The sequence below is a fragment of the Planotetraspora mira genome (assembly GCF_016863275.1).
GTDB classification, from domain to species: Bacteria; Actinomycetota; Actinomycetes; order Streptosporangiales; family Streptosporangiaceae; genus Planotetraspora; species Planotetraspora mira.
The window spans coordinates 1-19,033 of the sequence record NZ_BOOO01000048.1; the positions used below are offsets into that span (position 1 = coordinate 1).

A 19,033-nucleotide genomic window follows, 5' to 3' on the forward strand; every position below is an offset into this window, starting at 1 on the left:
GAACGCAATCATCTTCGAAGCCATCACTGCTCCTGATCTTGATGGGGATCGCCGGGACGGCGCCCGCGACGGATGGATCCGCCGGCAGACGGACGGTTTGCCGGCGGACCCCGCCGTCCCGGCGCACGCCTTGCGATTGGCACTCTCCATGTGTGAGTGCCAGGCGTCTGCTCGCACTCTATCCAGAATTTGCGTGTCACGCACATAGTGCGCGGCACGCAATGTGAGATAGGGTCGATCCATGAACGACGACGCCATGGACCTCCGGGCGCGCATCAGGCAGACCACCCGGGAGGCCATCAGCCATGCCGCGCTGCGTCTGGCCATCGAGCAGGGCCCCAACGGGCTGGTCCTCGTGCGGGTCCAAGACATCGCCACGGCCGCGGGTGTCTCATCCCGCACGTACAACAACTACTTCTCCAGCAGGGCCGAGGCGATCTGCGCCTTCCAGGCCGACCAGTCCAAGCGCGCGGGGGACGCGCTGAGCTCCCGGCCCGTGGACGAACCGCTGGACCAGGCCGTCATCGAGGCCATGGTCGAGCTCTACACCGACCCCGAGCCCGACAGGGCCGGCCTGCGCATGATCATGGAGACGCCCGAGCTGGAGGGTGAGGCGCTGAAGGCGTTCAGCATGGCGGAGGGCCCGCTCGCCGTGGCGATCGCGGCACGCACCGGCATCGACCTGGGACGGGACCTGTTCCCCGCGGTCACGGCCGCCGCGGTCGCCGGGGCCGTCCGCGTGGCGGGGCGTCACTGGCTCGAGGCCGGTGACAGCGAGTCCTTCGCCGCCATCCTGCGCAGCGCCCTGTCCTGCGTCGTTCCGGCCGTGCCACCTCAGGGTCGGAAGGATCGGTGACCGACATGCGAGCCAAGGGCATCGGTTACGACACCGGGTTCAGTTTCGACGGCGTCACCCGCAGGCCGTTCGACCACGCTGTCGTACGACGAGAGTTGCAGATCATCCGCGATGACCTGCACTGCACCGCGGTGCGCCTGTTCGGCGACGACCTGGACCGGCTCGAGTTCGCCGGCGACCACGCGGCCGACCTGGGCCTGGAGGTCTGGTTCTCGCCGTTCACCTACCAGCTCGGGCCGGAGCAGATGCTCGACCTGCTCGCCGATGGTGCCGAGCGCGCCGAGCGGATCCGCCTCCGGGGCGCCGACGTCGTGTTCGTCACCGGCGCCGAGCTGAGCCTGTTCAACCGCGGGTTCCTGCCCGGAGACAGCCTTGAGGAGCGTGTCGGCGCCCTGCTCACACCACGGCCGGAGACGCGCGGCCTGCCGGCCGAGGTGCCCGGCCGCATCAACGCCTTCCTCGCCAAGGCCGTCACCGTGGTCCGCGAGAGGTTCGGCGGCAGGGTCACCTACGCCTCGATTCCGTTCGAGGGCGTCGACTGGACACCGTTCGACATCGTGTCGGTCGACGCCCACCGCTCGAAGGAAGTCGCGCACATCTACCAGCAGGGCGTTCGCGCATTGGTCGAGCAGGGCAAGCCGGTCGCCATCACCGAGTTCGGCTGCACCACCTACCGCGGCGCGGCCGACCACGGCGCCCGTGGCGGAGAGATCGTCGAATACGACGGCGTCACCCCGGTGCGGCTCAACGGCGACTACGTCCGCGACGAGCAGGAGCAGGCCACCTACCTCCGCGAACTGCTGGACGTGTTCACCGCGGAGGGCGTGGACGCCGCCTTCGCGTGCACCTTCGTCTGTTACGGCCTGCCCTACCGCCCCGATCCCCGGGAAGACCTCGACATGGCGAGCTGGGGCGTGGTCAAAATCCTGGAACACGGCCTCGGCGACACCTACCCCGACATGCCCTGGGAGCCCAAAGCCGCCTTCACCGCACTCGCCGACTACTACCGCTAGCGAGGCCCTTCGCCAGGGGAGTGGATCGGGGAGATGTGCTCACCGGCACGGCGCAGGACTCTCGCCTCGCGCCGTGCCGGTGCGTGATCGGACCTCAGCGGGTGCGCGGCAGCACCTGGATCGTGTCGCCGACGGGGCGCTCACCGGTGGCGTCCGACGGGCGGTTGACGAGGGTGCCGTTCACGACCGTGGTGGAGGAGCCGCCCCCGTCCAGGTTGAGCGCGTCGACCGCGCCGAGGGACCGCATGAAGGCCGCGCCCTCGGCGAGGGTGAAGCCCTCGCTGCCACCGCTCAGACGGCCGTCCACGGTCACCAGAAGCAGCCGGCCCTGCCGGTCGATGCCGGCCATCGTGCGGGGCTGGCGGTTGTTCGCCCATGCGAAGCCGAAGGACAGGTCCAGCGGGTCGACGACGCCCTCCGTGGCGGCGTCGATGCGGATCCGCCCGTCCTCGACCAGCGTCGGCGCGGCGCTGACGATGCTGTCGTCCTTGCCCAGCCTGACTTTGCGCCCGTGGTCGTCGCGGATGTCCTCCGTCACGGAGATCTTCGCCCCCACCTTCGCGTGCGCGGTGAGCCAGGAGGCCGCCGGGCCGATGCCCTGGAGCACGGTCTGGCCGGGCGCGACGGTGCCGGTCCGGTCGCCGACCGACACGACCCGGTCCTTGGAGTTCAGCACCACCTGTACGCCGGGACCGGTCGGGAGGGCGTGGACGTAGTCGTCGGTGAACTTCACCAGTTCGTCGGTCGTGGTGCAGGTGGTGTCATGGCGTGGTTCCGCCGTGGGGATCGCCCCCGGCCGGCCGCAGTTCCGCAGCAGTCCGGGCGTGCGGTTCACGCCCTCGACGGCGTGTTCGGCATGGCCGGCGCGCGCGGTCACGGTGGTGGTGAGATCGGCGATCCGGGTGCGCCGGCCGCCGTCCTCAAGGATCAGGGCCGCCCGCGATCCCACCGCCATCGAGGTCAGCTCGCCGTCGTAGGCGCCGATGCCCGCCATCGTGCCCTGTACGCCGTCGGCGTCGGAGGTGAGGAAGAAGCCGCCGTTGACGCCCACCAGGGAACCCAGCTTGGCCGCCACCGACGAGGTCGTCTCCCGCTGAGCGACGTTGCCGTCGTGGGTGGCCTCGACGGTCCCGCGGAACCGGTGCGGGTCGATGACCGTGACGTTGATGTTCTCCACGTCGGCCGGCTGGTCGGCGTCATAGCCGGCCCACTCCACGACGTTGCGGAAGCCCGCCGCGGTGACCTGCGACGCCACGCTCCGCGCCGCGTCCTGGGTCGGGTAGGAGCCGATCCGCACCCGTACGCCCATGAGACCGCGCGGTGTGTCGGAGTAGCCCGGCCACGGGATCCTGGTCGCCACCGGCTCGAAGCCCGCGGTGCGCAGCCGGTCGGCGGTCTGTGATGCCCACGACTCCGTCCCCACCGCGGCCCAAGCCTGGGCGCCGGTGAACCGTGCCTTCGTCTCGGCCTGCACGGTGACGGTCCAGCCGGGCGCGGCGGCGGGGTTCTTGATTGTCCCGGTTCGCACCTCCACGCCCGGCGCGACGGTCCGCGTCGTCCACTGCGCCACGGTCCCGGTGCTCGCCGACGTGTCTGCGGCGGCCACTCCTGAGACCGTCAGCGGCGCGACCAGCGCGAGCGTGGCCACGCCGAGTGCGAGCCGGGCACGAGGGTTGCGACCGCTGCCTGGGCTGTTGTGCATAAGACATCCTTCAGACTCGGTGGACGGCCAGATGGGGTGATCCGTTCCGGCCGAAAATGACCAAGTCGAAAGTCCAACGCGGCGAAACGAACGCCGGGGCGGAAGCGAAGGTGCGGACGCGGACAGGAACATGAACGCTCGGTGGCGGCAGGCCGCCGAGCGGGGCGTCGTGGGGGAGAGGAGGGCCGCCCCGGATCGTGTTCTCGCCGGGGAAGGGCGCGGGCGACTCTGGGGAGACTTTCCGGTGCGTCCCAGACCGTGAGCCCTGCGTCCGCGGTCTTCTGCGAATCGACACTCTTAATTGATCTACATTGTAAAGGGCGTCCGTAGGGCAATATCGCCCTTTTCTCAAGCGGAACAACCACTACACACCGAGGCGGGGACCCAGATCCTGAGCCTGCACGTCACCGGCATGAAGGCGATGCAGGCGATCAGGGCAACTCAGCACGCTTCCCAGTGTCGAGAACGTGCTGCCGGCTCCGTCCCAGGTACACCAGTGGCCACAACGGGCCGCGCGACGAAGAAGGAGAACCACCATGACGCTCCAGCGGATGGACAACGTCGGCATCGTCGTCGACGACCTCGAGGCTGCCGTTGCGTTCTTCGTAGAACTCGGCATGGAACTGGAGGGCAAAGCGCAGATCGAGGGCCTCTGGGCGGACCGCACCGTCGGACTCGACGGCGTCCGCTGCGACATCGCGATGATGCGGACCCCAGACGGCCACGGCCGGCTGGAACTGGCGAAGTACCACGCCCCCGCGGCGATCGACGCGAGACCGCAAAACCCGCCGCACAACACGCTGGGCATGCATCGCGTCATGTTCGCCGTCGACGACATCGAGGACGTCGTTGCCCGCCTGCGCACTCACGGCGCCGAACTCGTCGGTGAGCTGGCCCAGTACGAGGACAGCTACCGGCTCTGCTACGTCCGCGGCCCCGAGGGGATCATCGTCGCGCTGGCCGAGCAGCTCAGCTGACAGCCCGTCGCGGCCGACCTGCGACCAACCAGAACGATCCGCTGGACGGACCAAGAAGACGACATGAAAGGGATGACCGTGCAACCGAACGAAATCACCGAGGTTCTGAACCGGCCGATCAGCCAGGAACTTCTGGCCCGCGACCTGACCCGCTTGGCCTACGTCGCCAAGGACGGCACACCCCGCAATGTCCCGATCGCGTTCACCTGGAACGGCTCGGAGATCGTCATGTGCACTACGAAGAACGCGCCGAAGCTCCCGGCCCTGCGCAACAACCCGACGGTCGCCCTGACGATCGACACCGAGGTGCACCCGCCCAAGATCTTGCTCATCCGCGGCCGGGCCGAGTTGGACTTCGTCGATGGCATCCCGAACGAATATCTCCAGGCGACCAGCACCTACGAGATGACGTCCGAGCAACGAGTCGAGTGGGAGGCGGAGGTGCGTTCCCTCTACCGCGACGGCATGGTCCGGATCGTCGTGACCCCGACCTGGGCGAAGCTGATCGACTTCGAGACGACTCTGCCGAGCGCGGTCGAGGAACTGATCCAGCAGCGGGAGGAGCGTCAGTCTGCCTGAGCGCCGCCCGGTCGGTGAGTTGGGCCTATCGGATGCGGGAGGCGCTCGCTGTGCTCTCCTCCCGCCTTCGACGACCCAAAATATTCAGCATGTACGCTGAATATTGACAACCTGAACATTCAGCGAGATGGGTGGGAGATGGTCGACGAGTCCGGGCGCCACGAGGATGCGTATGAGGCGGTTTTCAGTGCGCTGGCACACCCGGCGCGCCGACGGGTGCTGCTCACCATCTACTTCAACGGCGGATCGATGGCCGCCGGCGAGATCGCCGCGGTGTTCTCACACGCCTGGCAGACGACCACCCGCCACCTGCAGATCCTCGAGGCCGCCGGCCTGCTCAGCAGCGCACGCGACGGCCGCATGCGGATCTACCACCTCGAACGCAAGCGCCTGGACCTCGTACGCGACTGGCTTGCGCACTTCTCCATCACGCCCGACCCCGCGAAGGAGACCCCCTGACATGGCAGCCGCCACCACACCGGTCAACCGGCCCGACACTCCTCAGCTCTTCCGCCTCAGCGTCGAGGTCGGCGACCTCGACCGGGCCATCGCCTTCTACAGCGAGCTGTTCGGCATCGAAGGCCACCGGCAGGCCGGAGCCCGCTCCTACTTCGACTGCGGGCCCGTCACCCTGTCAGTCATGGACGTCTCGGCCAATGGAACGCCGCACACCGCGGCGAAGGCCCTGTACTTCACCGTCGAGGACCTCGAAGCCGTCTTCGCCCGCGCCGAGGTCCTCGGCTGCCTGTCCACGGAACTCGTACACGACCAGAGCGCCGGGGCCATCGTCGTCCGTCCGTGGGGCGAGCGGTCGTTCTACGCCGATGATCCCTGGGGCAACCCGCTGTGCTTCGTCGAGCGCGGCACCGTATACGCGGGCTGACTTCCGACTGAGCTTTCTTACTCGGCCGGGCCCTGTCTCGGTGCTGCACGGACGTGCGCGCGTTCGCCTTGTTTCCCGATGAGACTCAGGTACTCGACGGGGCCGGCGCCGGTGGAACCGAACCAGTGCGGGGTGCGTGTGTCGAACTCCGCGGCCTCCCCGGGTTTGAGGATGAGGTCGTGTTCCCCGAGCACAAGGCGGAGCGTTCCGTTGAGGACATAGACCCAGTCGTAGCCCTCGTGGGTGCGCATGTCGGGTTCGGCGTCGTCGGTTCCGGTCGGGAGGACGAACTTGTAGGCCTGGATTCCTCCGGGCCTACGGGTCAACGGCAGGATGACCGAGCCGTCGCCGCAGGGGATGGGACGCAGATTGATGCGGGGGTCGCCGGTCGGCGGCGCATCGACGAGTTCGTCGAGCGTGACCCCGTAGGCGCGGGCAAGCGGAAGCAGTTGCTCGAGCGTGGGACGTCGCAGGCCCGCCTCGAGCCGGGACAAGGTGCTGGTGGAGATGCCGGTCTCCTCCGCGAGGTCGGCGAGCGTGACGTCGCGATGCAGTCGAAGCCGTTTCAACCTCGGTCCGACAGCGTCGAGAGTGCGGTCTACGGCTTCATCCACGTCTCTATTTTGCCATTCGGCAACAAGGTTTGCACATCTGCCTTCTCTGTCAGCACCATGAAGAACGAACCGACGAACGCCCTCGATCTGTCGGCGCGGGCGAGCCCGGTGGAGCTGTAGGCACGTGGCCGCGTCGAGGTCACCTGCTACGGCGGAGAGTCATCGTGAACGAGGAGGACGACCTGTGACGCATGGATTCGACAAGGACTTCTGGGAGCGGCACTGGCGACAGGGGTCAGCCGAAGGCCCCGGGTCAATGGGCGGCAACCCGCCGAACCCGTACCTCGCTCGTGAGACCAGCGGCCTGACACCGGGCACGGCGCTGGACGCGGGGTGCGGCGGCGGTGCCGAGGCGATCCGGCTCGCCTTCGACGGCTGGCACGTCACCGCGGCCGACATCTCGTCCGAGGCCCTTGCTCGCGCCGCCGAGCGCGCGGCGGCGAGCGGGGCTCCCGAGCACTTGCAGTGGGTTGAGGCGGATCTGAGCGTCTGGAGCCCGGGTTTGCGGTTCGACCTGGTCATGACCCACTACGCCCATCCGGCGATGCCCCAGTTGGAGTTCTACGACCGCATCGCCGGATGGGTGGCTCCCGGCGGCACGCTGCTCATCGTGGGGCACCTGCACACTCCGGGCTCTACCGGCCACGGGCACCACCCTCCTGCTGAAGCGTCGGTCACCTCCGCGGCCATCACCGCGCGCCTGGACGACAGGGAGTGGGAGATCGTGACCGCCGAGGAGCATCTCCGCACGCTCACCGGCCACGGGGGCCCAGCGGTCCCCCTCCACGATGTCGTCGTGCGCGCCACCCGGCGCCGGTGATCAGGCGTCCCAGCGGCCCTCCGCCTTGGCGCGCTCGACCTCGGCCAGCCCGGCCGGCCGCATCCGGCCCGCCTGTCGCAGTCGCGCCACCCGGGTGATGTTCGTCGTGCCCTTCTTGGCCGGCACCACCCACACCTCCGTCGCCGAGGCGTGGTGGTCGGCCAGCCAGCACCGCCACGCGGCGGTGTCGGTGAAGATCTTCACGACTCCGCCTTCAGCGAGTCCAGGATCTCCAGGTAGTGCGGGTTGTACATCAGGCCCAGGACGTTGCCCCAGGGGTCGATCGCGGAGGCGGTGATGAAGCCGGTGCCCCGGTCGCGCGGCGAGTCGTGCTCCTTCGCTCCCATCGCGACGAGCCTTTCCAGGGTCGCGGGAACGTCGTCGACGTGCCAGAAGACCACGGCGCCCGCCGGCCTTCCGATCGTGTCGGGATCGGCGGTCCGGGCCAGGTCGCTCCCGGCGTAGGTGCTGTGGACGACGCCGAACTCGTGCTGGTAGTCGCCGATGCGCCACTCCATGTACGCCGGGGTGTCCAGGTAGGGCGCGATTCCGAACAGCTCGGTGTACCAGCGCCTGGTCGCCTCGAAGTCGGGAGAGTAGAAGGTGACGGTGGTGAGTCCTCGCAACATTCCCGGTGTCCTCTCTCGCGGGTCGTGTGGCCATCCTCGCATTTAAAGTGCTCACCAATTGAGCACTTTAAATGCGAGGATGGAGACATGCGCGCCGATCGTCTCGTGGCTGCTCTCCTGCTGCTCCAAGCACGTGGCCGGGTGACCGCCTTGGAGTTGGCCGAGGAGTTGGAGATCTCCGTGGCCACTGCCCGCCGCGACCTGGAGGCCCTGTCCGCCGCCGGAATCCCGGTCTATCCGCAGCCGGGGCGCGGCGGCGGCTGGTCGCTCGTCGGTGGCGCGCGCACGGATCTCAGCGGGCTGAACGCGGCCGAGTCCCAGGCCCTCTTCCTGCTCCTCGGCCCGGCCGGATCGGGTGATCCCGAGCTGTCCTCCGCCCTGCGCAAGCTCATCCGCGCCCTGCCCGCCACGTTCCGCTCCGATGCCGAGGCCGCGGCCCGGGCCGTCGTGTCCGACTCCGCGGGTTGGGGCGAGCAGGACCGTGAGCCGCCCGCCCTAATGCAGTCCCTGCAGAACGCCGTCGTGCGCAGGCTCAAGGTACGGCTGGCGTACGACGGCAGGGGTGGGCAGTCGACGGAGCGCATGGTCGATCCCCTGGGCCTGGTCGACAAGGACGGGATCTGGTATCTCATCGCGGGCACGGAAGCCGGTCAGCGGACGTTTCGCGTCGACCGCGTCACGTCCGCGGAGATGACGGATCTCCCCGCACGGCGACCTGACGACTTCGACCTCCCGGCGGAATGGGCTCGTGTGGTGGCGGAGATGGAGCAGCGGCGCTCACTCGTCTCGGCCGTCGTGCTGATCGACGCCCGGTTCCTCCCGGTGCTCCGCTCGCATTTCGGACGGCATTGCGAGGTCATCGCCGAGGACGACGGGCGGGTCCGGGCGCGGGTGGCGGCGCACATGGCACGGTCGATCGCCGAGCAACTGGCCGGTTGGGGTGCGATGGTCGAGGTGGTGGAGCCGGAGTCGGTACGCGACGAACTCGCCAGGATCGGCCTGGAACTGACCGAGCGTTACGCCCGGAGGGCGGCGCCCGCCTAGAGGGACACCAGCCGTCCACTGCGACCTCGTAGGCGGATCGAGGCGAGGGTGTCGCAGACCAGTGCCACGCCGAGGAGCACCCCGCAGGCTCCGGCCACGGTCTGCGTGTCACCCGCGAGAGCGGCGTGCAGGCCGTGGACGGCCCAGTAGCCCGGGGAGAGCGGGGCCGCGTTTGCGACCCAGTGCGGCAGGAGAGCGAGCGGGACCAGAGCCCCGCCGAGACTGCTGAGCAGCATGCCGCCGATGTCGTAGGCGGCCGAGAGCTCGCCCATGCTGCGGGCCAGGACGCCGAGGAGCGCGCCGAGGCCGAGCAGTGCGCAGGTCCAGCTGAGCAGGACGCCCAGCAACAGGAGGGGGTGCGGAACGCTCAGGCCGAGGGCGCACACACCGAAGCCGACGATGAGAAGTTGCTGGGCGAGCAGGGCGGCGAAGACGGGGACGGCCTTGCCGATGAGCATCTCCGCGGGGTGGACGGGCGCGCCGCGTAGGCGGTCCCAGGTGCGCCCGAGCCGTTCGGTGAGGATCGCGCTGCCCGAGATGCTGAGCGCGAGCAGGGAGAAGGTGACCAGTGTGCCGACGACCGCCTGTTCGGTGCCCGCTGTGCGGCCTTGTGCGGCCAGGTACAGCGGGCGGAGCAAAGCGATGAAGACGAGTGGAAGGATCATCCGGCTCAGCAGCGGGCCCGGTTCGCGCAGCATCAGCAGCAGGTTGTGGCGCACCAGGGCGCCCGTGCGGATGGCGGATTCACGCGGCGACATGACGGGCCTCCGCATCACGCTCGTCGACCGTGGCTTCCAGCGATCGGTAGAGGTCGTCCAGACTGGGGCTGCGTACGTCGACAGAGGCGGGGGTGCGGCCGGAGGCGAGCAGCGTGGCCAGGTCGGCACCGGGGTCCGTCGTCGACAGACGCAGATCGGGTTCGCCCGGGTCGGCGAAGGTGACCTGGAGTTCACTGGGCAGGTGGCGGGTGAGCTCCTGCTGGGTGCCGCGCGCGATGACGCGCCCGGCGCGGGCGAGCGCCAATGTGGCGTCGAGATCGACGAGTTCCGGCAGGTAGTGGGTGGTGTAGAGAACGGCGGCGCCGGCTTCGGCGCGGGCCTTGACGGCGGTCAGCAGGGCCGAGCGGGTTTCCGGGTCGGCGCCGGCGGTCGGCTCGTCGAGCAGCAGCAACGGCGGCGAAGCGACCATCGCGGTGGCCGCCTGGACGCGGCGGCGCTGGCCCCCGGACAGGACGCCTACAGGCAGGTTCACGAGGGCGGCCAGGTGGAGCTCGTCCAGGACCCGGGCGATCTCCTGCTCGCGCCGCCGCCCGCGCAGCCCGGTGAGCGCGGCGAACAGCCGCAGGTTCTCCCGCACGGTGGCGCGGTTGTACAAGGCGAGTTCCTGCGGAGCCACGCCGAGCAACTGCCGCGCGGCACGACCCGCGCGCAGCGCGTCGAGCCCGCCGATACGTGCGTGTCCGGCGTCGGGACGCACCAGACCGGTGACGACTTCAACGAACGTGGTCTTGCCCGCGCCGTTGTGGCCGATCAGGCCGACGATCTCGCCGGCGGCGACCTCGAGGTCGAAGCCGTCGAGCGCCGCGCGGTGGCCGTAGTGCTTCACCAGGCCCTCTGCGATGAGCATCCCGCCTCCATAGATGTCTACAGCGTATACGTCTACACTGTAGACCCATGGGAGGCAGACGAGAAGAGATCCTGGACGCGGCATTGGCCATCGCCGACGAACACGGCCTCGACGCGGTCTCGATGCGAGCGGTGGCCGAGCGCGTCGGAGTGACACCCATGGCGCTGTACCGGCATGTCAGCGACAAGGCCGCGTTGCTGGACGGCATCGTCGGACGGCTACTGGCGGCACTGCTGCCGTCGGACGGCGACCGCGGCCGAGCCTGGGACGAGCGCCTCAACGCCCTCGCACACGCCTGCCGGGCGATCACCCAACGTCACCCCTGGGCGGCGCACCTGCTCTTCTCCCGGCCGGCGGTCACGCCGGACGCCGTGCGCGCCGTAGACGTCATCTACTGCGCGCTCATCGAAGCCGGAATCCCTGAGCGTGAAGTACCTCGGCTGGAACGCCTGGTCAGCACCTTCGTCCTCGGGTTCGCGGCCTCCGAAGCCGCTGGGCGTTTCAACCCCGGCACCGGCGACCCGCGCAGCCGCCGTGGCCGGCTCCCCGACGGGGATCTGCCCGGCCACAGCAGACTCGCGCCCTGGCTGAACCTGCCGGTCGATCTCGACGCCGAGTTCAAGGCCGACCTGGACGACGTCCTGGCGCTGATCAAGGCGGCCGCCCGCAAGCAGGGATGAGCCGAAGGCCGGTCGATTTCTTTTCGGTTGCTCAGGCGAAATCAGCCGGCGGGCTTGCCGAACCAGCGGGAGAGGTGGTCGTCCAGGTCCTGCTGATCGTCGCCGATCCAGGCGACGTGGCCGTCGGGGCGTAGCAGAACGCACGGAACATCCAGTTCCGCAGTGGGATCCGCGAGGTGATCGACCCGGTCTGACCAGGCGCCGACGGTCAGGCGTTCGGTGCGGTCCAGCAGCAGGCCGCGGCCGCGATGCAGCAGACCGTAGAGGTGGCCCTGTTTCACGTCGATGTCGCACAGGCGGCGGCCGAGCAGGTCGGGGCCTTCGCCGAAGTCGTAGCGGATGCCGATCGCGGTGATCTTCTCGATCAGATGGCGGTTCACCTCGTCGAAGTCCATCAGTTCGGTGAGCAGCCTGCGTACGGCCTGCGGGCCTGGTTCGGCGGACGTCAGTTCCATCTGGGCGCGGGTGTTGTCCAGCACGTCTTCGGCGACCGGATGACGTTCGGCCTGGTAGGTGTCCAGCAGTGTTTCCGGGGCCCAGCCGCGGATCTGTGCGGCCAGTTTCCAGCCGAGGTTGAATGCGTCCTGAACGCCGAGGTTGAGGCCCTGTCCGCCGATGGGTGGATGGATGTGCGCCGCATCGCCGGCCAGCAGCACCCGCCCGACGCGATAACGGTCGGCCAGCCGGGTGGCATCCCCGAAGCGGGACAACCAGCGCGGGGAGTGCACGCCGAAATCGGTTCCGGCGATGGTGCGCAACTGTTGTTTGAAATCTTCGAGGGTGGGCGGTTCCGCGCGGTCGCCGACTCCCGCGGCGGGGACTACGACGCTGTAGACCCCTTCGCCGAAGGGCCGGAGCCAGAATCGCTGAGGGGGCTCGCTGATTTCTGTCACCTTGGCGGCGATCTCCTCCTGCGGCACACCGACTTTCATCTCGCCCATCAGCGTGTCGGTCCGTGAGGGCTCGCCGGGGAAGCCGACGCCGAGCAGTTTGCGCACCGTACTGCGCGCGCCGTCACAGCCGACGAGGTAGCGCGAACGCAGCTGTTCCCCGTCGGCCAGCTCGACGGTCACGCCCTCGTCGTCCTGCTCGAAACCGGCGACCGCGCAACCGCGCCGGACCTGCGCACCCAGTTCGTTCGCATGCTCTTCGAGCAGGCGAACGATGACCGGCTGCGGGATGCCCAGCAGATAGGCGTACGCGGAATCCAGGCCCTTGGGCGCGGGTTTGGGGATGGCGGCGAAGTAAGCGCCTGCCGGGCGCCGTCTTCCCTGCTGGACGATGCGATCCAGCAGTCCGCGCATCGCCATCAGCTCGAGACTGCGAATGTGCAGACCGACTATGCGGACGAACGACGCGGGCTCGGTTTCCTTCTCCAGAACGAGTACCCGCACATCGTGCAGCCGCAGTTCGGCGGCCAGCATCGCACCGGTCGGCCCGCACCCGGCAATGATCACGTCGAACATGAGGGGCGCGCGATCGGCGCCGGAGGCCGGCGACCAGAGTCCGGGGACGTCGCCCGCGGTGAGGTCGCGCTCGGCCCTGTCGTTCGACGGCGGCTCGGCGGTGAACTGCTGAGAGTGCATAGGTGTTGCCTTTCGGGAGTGCCTTGTTGGCGAGGCGCTCCCGGCGACACCTATGTCAATCGCCCGACCGTGGCAGGAAGGGGGAGCACCCACATCGATACAGCGTTCATGGGTCTCACCTCCTTGGGCGGTGTCACGGTCGACTGCAAGCTACAAGCCCGGGCATCACCCCGTCCAATCCTTTTCCCAGCCACGTGATCACGGCTCCAAACGGGCCTCTGGGGGTGCAGGACCGCCCGGCCGCAACGCGGCCGGGCACACCTCGGGGCGGGTCAGCGCAGGCGGGACTCGATGGCCTCGATGATCCGTGGGCGCAGTTCCGCGGCGCGGATGACGGCGTCGACGGAGCCGACCTCGACCGCGCGCCGGATGTTGTGCACGCGGTCGAACTCCGTGGCCACCTCGCCGAGCTTCTCCGCGCGGACCGACGAGCGGAGCTCGTCGAGCTCCGCGGTCAACGTGGCGCGGTCGGCGCCGGAGGCGGCCGCGACGCGGGCCTCCAGGTCCCGCACGCGGGGGTCGGCCGCGGTGCGGGCGTTGACGTCGCCGGAGAACACCACCGCGGCGGCGGGGGCGCCGCCGAGCACCGAGGCGAACGAGCCTTCCAGCGCGAGCACGGTCATGTTCGGGTTCAGCGCCTTCGAGAACACCACGAACGCGCCGCCGTGGTATCGCGAGATCACGCAGAACACGATGGGCCCGCGGAAGTTCACGATCGCGCGGCCGATCTCGGCGCCGTACTCCAGTTGCAGCTTCCGCATCGACTCCGGCGATCCGTCGAAGCCCGACAGGTTCGCCAGCACCACCAGCGGCCGGTTGCCGCTGGCCGCGTTGATCGCCCGCGCGGCCTTCTTCGACGACCGCGGGAACAAAGTGCCCGCGGTGTAGGTGTCCGGGCCGTCGGTGGGCGGGAAGCCGCGCCGCGGCACCGACCGTGACTCGATGCCGAGCAGGCACACCGGCATGCCGCCGAGGTGCGTGTCCTGCACCACCGCGGTCTCCGCGTCGGCCATGCCCGCCCAGCGTTCCAGCACGGGGTGGTCCTGGTCGGAGAGCGCCCGCATCACGGTCCGGATGTCGAACGGCTTCTTGCGGTCCGGGTTGGCCTCGGCGGAGAAGATCTCGCCGACGGTGGTGAAGTCGCTGCCCGCCACGACATGCGGGAAGTCGGAGATGTCACGGTCGACGGGGTCGGTCGTCCCCGCCCGCCGCGGCGCCTCCTCGCCGGGTGCGACGTACGTGTGGTCGTAGTACGACATCAGCACGCCCCGCGCGGCGGCGAGGTTCGGCGCCCAGTACTGCGCCTGCCCGTTCGGGCCCATCACCCGGTCGTAGCCGCCGATGCCGTAGTTGTCCTCGGCCGACACGCCTCCGGAGAAGTCGAGTGACTGCTTGCCGGTCAGCACCATCGCCGAGTCCGGCGTCATCACCAGGATGCCCTTGGTATGCATGAGCATCGTCGCCTCGGCGTTCCAGTACGGCTGCGCGCCGACGTTGATGCCCGCGACCACGATGTTGATCTCGCCGCCGTCCTGGGTGAACTCGACGATGCGCTTGAGCGCCGCGGCCACCCAGTCCATGTTCTCCGTGCCCGACTTCATGGAGATCCGGGCGCCGGCGGACAGCGCGTACCACTCCAGCGGCACCCGCATGCGCTCGGCCAGGTCCAGTGCGGCGATCACGCGGCGGCACTCCGGCTCCGACAGCGCGCCGAGCGACTTCGTCGGGTCGCCGAGCAGGACGACCCTGGTGAGGCCTTGCGGGTGCCTCCGGGTCGGCGTGGTGACCACGCCCGCGACGATCGCCGCGGTGTTGTACCCCTTCGGCCGGTCGACCGGCACCAGCGCGTGGTCGCCGTCGAGGTCGTGCTCGACGAAGTCGCCGAGCAGGCCGGTCAGCTCGTAGGGGTACACCGTGTTGCGGCTGCTCGCGCGCAGCACCTTCTGCCGGTATTCGTCGAGCGGCTCGACCGGCTCGTTCGACGGCTCGCCGACGGTCAGTTGGGTGCCGCCGGTGGCGTCTAAGGAGATGCGCACGGCGATCTTGGTCAGCTCGCCGGTCTTCCGGTCGCGCTGCCGCGCGATGAACAGGATCTCCTCCAGCCCGGCGCCCGCGGTCGTCGGCAGCACGCGGCCGGCGATCATCTCCAGCTCCGTGCGGGTGATGTCGCTCGGCGGCCAGACGTAGACCACGATCCGGTTGGTGTTGAAGCGCTTGTTCGACGGCCTCCGCGACTGGGCGCGGCGGATCGAGTCGAGGCAGGTGGCGATGGTGTCCTCGGCCGTCGGCAGCGCGACCAGCCTGCCGTCGTGTTCGCGCAGCTCGGTCAGGTCGCGCACCTGTGCGAACGCGACGAGGCGGTCGTCCGACGGGTTCTCCCGCGCGACGCACTGGAAGAGGTAGACCTCCTCGTCCGAGGACGGCAGCCGGGTGAGGTCGAACTTGCTCAGCCGCTCCAGCTGCATCCGCTGGGCGATGTACGGGTGCAGGCCGCGGATCAGCCGCTCCTCGGCCATCCCGGTGGCCGACGGGCGGAACGTGAAGTGGTGGTGCATCACCGCGCCGCCGCTGCCCGCGACGGTGGTGGTGAGTCTGCGGACCTGGTCCGGCAGCGGGTGCGCGCTGACGACCTCGTGCAGCGCGGCCGCCATCGCGTCGGAGTCCTCCGGCTGCTTCTCCCAGGCGAGATAGATGTCGGCGTCGACGGCCTCCTCGCCGCTCGCCAGCTCCGCGAGGCCGCGCAGCGCGCCGCCCAGCGCTTCGAAGCTCACCGCGGAGGAGACCAGGGACGAGCCGGCGCGCTCGGCGACGACGAACGTGCAGCCCGCGACCTCGCTGGTGCGGACACCGGTGAGGCCCTTGTTGCCGTAGTACCGCCGGGTCAGCACTTCCAGCATGATCGAGTTGTCCAGGTCCTCGCGGACGAGCCGCTGGCCGAGCAGCCGTACCAGCGGCTCGGTGCTGCGCACCATCTCGGCGATGCGCTCGGCGCGGTCCGGCGCGTCCGGGTGCGCGTCCAGGTGGCGCAGGTGCTTGCGGACGTCCGCGTAGACACGGGCGCGGTTGCGGCGCAGCAGCGGCCGGCCGAACCAGGCGTAGACCACGCCGCGCGCGAGGTCGGAGACCGCGGGGAAGCGGACCTGCGTCGCGGCCAGCAGCCGCTCGAGCGCGAGACCGGCGGGCTCGCGCAGCGTCTCGTCCGGCGGCGACTCCCGCAGCCATGCGGACAGTAACGTCGTGACGACCGTGGCGTCGGCGGACGCGCGCTGCTGGGCGAGGAAGATCCGGAACACCGCGGCTTCGAGCGCGGGGGAGTGCTCCAGTTCGGTGACACCGTAGTGCCCGAGCGCCTTGGCGAGCTTGGCCTGGAACGATTCCGGGAGCCCGGCCCGCTCGACGTCGAGGCTCTGCAGGTAGGTGTGGAAGTACTCGCGGGCGCTGTGCACGCGGAGGTCGTCGCCGGCGTCCTCGCCCGCCGGCCGGTTGCGGCTCAGCTCGGCGAGGTCGGCGAACACGCCGACGAGTTCGAGCTCCTCGGCCAGCGGCCGGTGGTCTTCCTCGGTGGCGGCCCGGCGCGCGGCGAGGTAGTCGTCGAGCACCCGGTGCTCGTCGTGCGGGTCGATGTCGAAGCCCAGCAGCAGGCTGCGCAGGTCCTCCTGGCCGCGCGTGGTGCGCTCCCGAACCGGGATCTGCCCGGGCGCGGCGGGCAGGTCCAGCTCGACGGACTCGGCGGCCGAGGTGTCCTCGGCTTCGGCGTCGTCGGCGAGCGGTTCCAGCCGCAGGAGCGGTGCGCCGGTCTCCACCTGGCTGCCCACGGATACGACGCGTTCCTTCAGCCGCGCCTTGAACGGCGCCCGCAGCACTGTCTCCATCTTCATGCTCTCCAGCACCAGGACCGGTGCGCCCGCCTCGACCTCGGCGCCGACCTCGAGCGGGGTGGCGACGACCAGGGCGGGTGCGGGGGAGCGGACGACGCCGCCCTCGTCGCGGCTGACCCGGTGCGTCACGCCGTCCACCTCGACCAGGTGGATCGGCCCGTGCGTGCCGGTGAGCAGGCGGTATCGGGTGCCGTTGACGACGATCTGCCCGGTGTGCGTGTCGTAGCGGTCGAGTTCGACGTCGGCGGTGCGGATGTCGTGACCCGCTTCGATGCCGACGCGGAACCGATGCGGGCCGACCCGTGCGACGCGCACGCGGTAGCCGACGCCGCGCAGCTTGAGGTCGAGCGGCCGGCCGCTCTCGTGCTGCACCTGCGGGCGTCCGCCGAACGCCGTCGACAGCAGCCTCTGCCGCTCGACGCGTTCCTCCTCCTCGTACGCCTCGATGGCGGCGGCCGCCAGCGCGACGGCTGAATGCCGGTGTGAGACGAGCCTTCCCTCGCCGCGGACGCGGTCGATCCAGCCGGTGTCCGCGCTGGCGTCGATCACCTCGGGCTGGTCGAGCAGGTCGAGCACGAAGCTCTTGTTCGTCGCGCCGCCCTCGATGATGACCGTGGTCTGCGCCATGGCCCGGCGCAGCCTGCCAAGCGCCTCGTCGCGGTCGCGGCCGTAGGCGATGACCTTCGCGATCATCGAGTCGAAGTCGGCGGGGATGGTGTCGCCCTCGCTGACGCCGGTGTCCACGCGGATGCCCGGCCCGGCGGGCAGGTCCAGCCGTACGATGCGGCCCGGGGAGGGCGCGAAGTCCCGGTCGGGGTCTTCGGCGTTCAGCCGGGCCTCGATGGCGTGCCCGCGCTCCACCGGCGGCTCTCCTTCGAGCCGGCCGCCGGATGCCACCCGCAGTTGTGCCTTGACCAGGTCGAACCCGGTGGTGGACTCGGTGATCGGGTGCTCGACCTGCAGGCGGGTGTTGACCTCGAGGAACGCGAACAGCTTGTCGCCGGGGTGGTAGAGGAACTCGACGGTCGCCGCGCCGCGGTAACCGACCGCGACGGCCAGCCGTTCGGCCGACGCCTTGAGCTCGGCTGTCTGCACCGGGCTGAGCGCCGGCGACGCCGACTCCTCGATGACCTTCTGGTTGCGCCGCTGCACCGAGCAGTCGCGGACGCCGAGCGCCCACGCGGTGCCCTCGCCGTCGGCGATCACCTGGACCTCGACGTGCCGGGCACCGGTGACCAGGCGCTCCAGGAACACGATGCCGCTGCCGAACGCCCGCGCGGCCTCCTGGCTGGTGCGCTCGTAGGCGTCGGCGAGTTCGGCCTCGTTCGTGATCACGCGGATGCCGCGTCCGCCGCCGCCGGCGGTCGCCTTCAGCATCAGCGGGTAGCCGATCTCGGAGGCCGCCGCCAGCGCGGCGTCCAGGGTCTCGACCGCGCCGCGGCTCCACGGCGCGACCGGTACGCCGACCTCCTCGGCGAGCAGCTTCGCGCCGATCTTGTCGCCGAGCCTGCGCATGGCATCCGCGCTCGGTCCGACGAAGGTGACTCCGACCTTTTCGCACAGCTCTGCGAACGCCGGGTCCTCCGCGACGAAGCCCCAGCCGACCCACGCGGCGTCGGCCCCGGTCTCCACCAGCGCGCGCTCCAGCGCCTTCAGATCAAGGTACGGGCGCGCGGACGCGGGACCGAGATCGTAGGACAGGTCCGCTTCGCGGACGAAGGTGGCCGTACGGTCGACGTCGGTGTGCAGGGCGACGGTCTCGATCCGTGTCCCGGTCTCCGCGGCGAGTTCCCGTACGGCATGGATGAGCCGCATAGCGGCCTCACCACGGTTGACGATGGCGACACGACTGAACACCCGACCGAGCCCTCCTGCAGACCAACAAATGTACGCGCCGCGACACGGCGGTCCCCGGCAGTGTTCCACCTTGCTGAGTACCGGCTGGCAGCGCCATGTCGCAGACAGTGCAGGCTATGCGGCTCCAATTGTGGGAAACGACCAAAAGCCGTGGGCCGCCCGCCCCTGACCAGGCATGTGCGATTGGAGTATCGGCACACTTCGCACCCGATCAGGAGCGATGAGACCTCCGCCCGGTGAGCGGGGGCGCTGGGCCCCGACCGCCCGAGGTGATCCGCTCACCGGTGCG

The 19,033-nt window shown here is 69.8% G+C and carries 17 protein-coding genes; 9 read left to right on the forward strand and 8 right to left on the reverse strand.

The features are described from left to right. Positions 1-241 precede the first annotated feature (241 nt). Both Pmi06nite_RS37645 and Pmi06nite_RS37650 read left to right on the forward strand, forming a co-directional pair. On the forward strand, positions 242-856 hold the full coding sequence (locus Pmi06nite_RS37645) for a TetR/AcrR family transcriptional regulator (RefSeq protein WP_203958012.1): 615 nt from the start codon (positions 242-244) through the stop codon (positions 854-856). Between the two features lie 5 nt (positions 857-861). Then, positions 862-1,869 (forward strand): glycoside hydrolase family 113 protein, encoded by a 1,008-nt coding sequence (locus tag Pmi06nite_RS37650; protein ID WP_239114487.1) that lies wholly within the window; start codon positions 862-864, stop codon positions 1,867-1,869. Positions 1,870-1,963: 94 nt separating this feature from the next. Here Pmi06nite_RS37650 and Pmi06nite_RS37655 read toward each other — a convergent pair whose 3' ends face one another. After that, complete coding sequence (locus tag Pmi06nite_RS37655; protein WP_203958013.1) at positions 1,964-3,571, reverse strand: phosphodiester glycosidase family protein; 1,608 nt, start codon at positions 3,569-3,571, stop codon at positions 1,964-1,966. Positions 3,572-4,122: 551 nt separating this feature from the next. Here Pmi06nite_RS37655 and Pmi06nite_RS37660 point away from each other — a divergent pair. The 4 genes from Pmi06nite_RS37660 (at position 4,123) to Pmi06nite_RS37675 (ending at position 6,010) form a co-directional block, all read left to right on the forward strand. Further along, entirely contained in the window at positions 4,123-4,548 is a 426-nt protein-coding gene (locus tag Pmi06nite_RS37660) for a VOC family protein (RefSeq protein WP_203958095.1), read from the forward strand. 72 nt (positions 4,549-4,620) lie between these two features. Beyond that, the gene (locus Pmi06nite_RS37665) at positions 4,621-5,127 is read left to right on the forward strand and encodes a pyridoxamine 5'-phosphate oxidase family protein (RefSeq protein ID WP_239114488.1); all 507 of its coding nucleotides are present in this window, start codon (positions 4,621-4,623) and stop codon (positions 5,125-5,127) included. A gap of 138 nt (positions 5,128-5,265) precedes the next feature. Then, the gene (locus Pmi06nite_RS37670; protein ID WP_203958015.1) at positions 5,266-5,586 is read left to right on the forward strand and encodes an ArsR/SmtB family transcription factor; all 321 of its coding nucleotides are present in this window, start codon (positions 5,266-5,268) and stop codon (positions 5,584-5,586) included. 1 nt (position 5,587) lies between these two features. Then, a complete protein-coding gene (locus Pmi06nite_RS37675) occupies positions 5,588-6,010 on the forward strand; it encodes a VOC family protein (protein ID WP_203958016.1) in 423 nt (140 codons plus the stop codon). A 17-nt stretch (positions 6,011-6,027) separates the two neighbouring features. Here Pmi06nite_RS37675 and Pmi06nite_RS37680 read toward each other — a convergent pair whose 3' ends face one another. Then, positions 6,028-6,624 carry a helix-turn-helix domain-containing protein gene (locus Pmi06nite_RS37680; protein ID WP_203958017.1) on the reverse strand — a complete coding sequence of 199 codons (597 nt, stop codon included), beginning with the start codon at positions 6,622-6,624 and terminating at the stop codon, positions 6,028-6,030. A gap of 184 nt (positions 6,625-6,808) precedes the next feature. Here Pmi06nite_RS37680 and Pmi06nite_RS37685 point away from each other — a divergent pair, with 184 nt between their 5' ends. After that, entirely contained in the window at positions 6,809-7,444 is a 636-nt protein-coding gene (locus Pmi06nite_RS37685) for a class I SAM-dependent methyltransferase (protein WP_203958018.1), read from the forward strand. Here the strand turns inward: Pmi06nite_RS37685 and Pmi06nite_RS37690 are convergent, their stop codons facing one another. Both Pmi06nite_RS37690 and Pmi06nite_RS37695 read right to left on the reverse strand, forming a co-directional pair. Then, complete coding sequence (locus tag Pmi06nite_RS37690; RefSeq protein WP_203958019.1) at positions 7,445-7,648, reverse strand: YdeI/OmpD-associated family protein; 204 nt, start codon at positions 7,646-7,648, stop codon at positions 7,445-7,447. After that, positions 7,645-8,073, reverse strand: a complete 429-nt coding sequence (locus Pmi06nite_RS37695; protein ID WP_203958020.1) for a VOC family protein — start codon at positions 8,071-8,073, stop codon at positions 7,645-7,647. Before Pmi06nite_RS37695 ends, Pmi06nite_RS37690 begins: the two co-directional genes overlap by 4 nt. 87 nt (positions 8,074-8,160) lie before the next feature. On the opposite strand from Pmi06nite_RS37695, the gene Pmi06nite_RS37700 reads away from it, so the two are divergent. Beyond that, the gene (locus Pmi06nite_RS37700; protein ID WP_203958021.1) at positions 8,161-9,117 is read left to right on the forward strand and encodes a helix-turn-helix transcriptional regulator; all 957 of its coding nucleotides are present in this window, start codon (positions 8,161-8,163) and stop codon (positions 9,115-9,117) included. Here the strand turns inward: Pmi06nite_RS37700 and Pmi06nite_RS37705 are convergent. Together Pmi06nite_RS37705 and Pmi06nite_RS37710 are read right to left on the reverse strand one after the other, a co-directional pair. Continuing rightward, the gene (locus Pmi06nite_RS37705; RefSeq protein ID WP_203958022.1) at positions 9,114-9,875 is read right to left on the reverse strand and encodes an ABC transporter permease; all 762 of its coding nucleotides are present in this window, start codon (positions 9,873-9,875) and stop codon (positions 9,114-9,116) included. The two genes, Pmi06nite_RS37700 and Pmi06nite_RS37705, sit on opposite strands and share 4 nt — an antisense overlap. Next, positions 9,862-10,743: an ABC transporter ATP-binding protein gene (locus tag Pmi06nite_RS37710; protein ID WP_203958023.1), complete on the reverse strand. Its 882-nt coding sequence runs from the start codon at positions 10,741-10,743 to the stop codon at positions 9,862-9,864. The genes Pmi06nite_RS37705 and Pmi06nite_RS37710 overlap by 14 nt, the downstream gene beginning before the upstream one ends. Before the next feature lie 47 nt (positions 10,744-10,790). On the opposite strand from Pmi06nite_RS37710, the gene Pmi06nite_RS37715 reads away from it, so the two are divergent. Then, positions 10,791-11,423, forward strand: coding sequence for a TetR/AcrR family transcriptional regulator (locus Pmi06nite_RS37715; protein WP_203958024.1), 633 nt, complete (start codon positions 10,791-10,793; stop codon positions 11,421-11,423). 41 nt (positions 11,424-11,464) lie between these two features. Here the strand turns inward: Pmi06nite_RS37715 and rox are convergent, their stop codons facing one another. Next, positions 11,465-12,889 carry a rifampin monooxygenase gene (gene rox, locus Pmi06nite_RS37720; protein WP_203958025.1) on the reverse strand — a complete coding sequence of 475 codons (1,425 nt, stop codon included), beginning with the start codon at positions 12,887-12,889 and terminating at the stop codon, positions 11,465-11,467. 392 nt (positions 12,890-13,281) lie between these two features. After that, positions 13,282-18,744: an ATP-binding protein gene (locus Pmi06nite_RS37725; RefSeq protein WP_203958026.1), complete on the reverse strand. Its 5,463-nt coding sequence runs from the start codon at positions 18,742-18,744 to the stop codon at positions 13,282-13,284. Positions 18,745-19,033 lie beyond the last annotated feature (289 nt).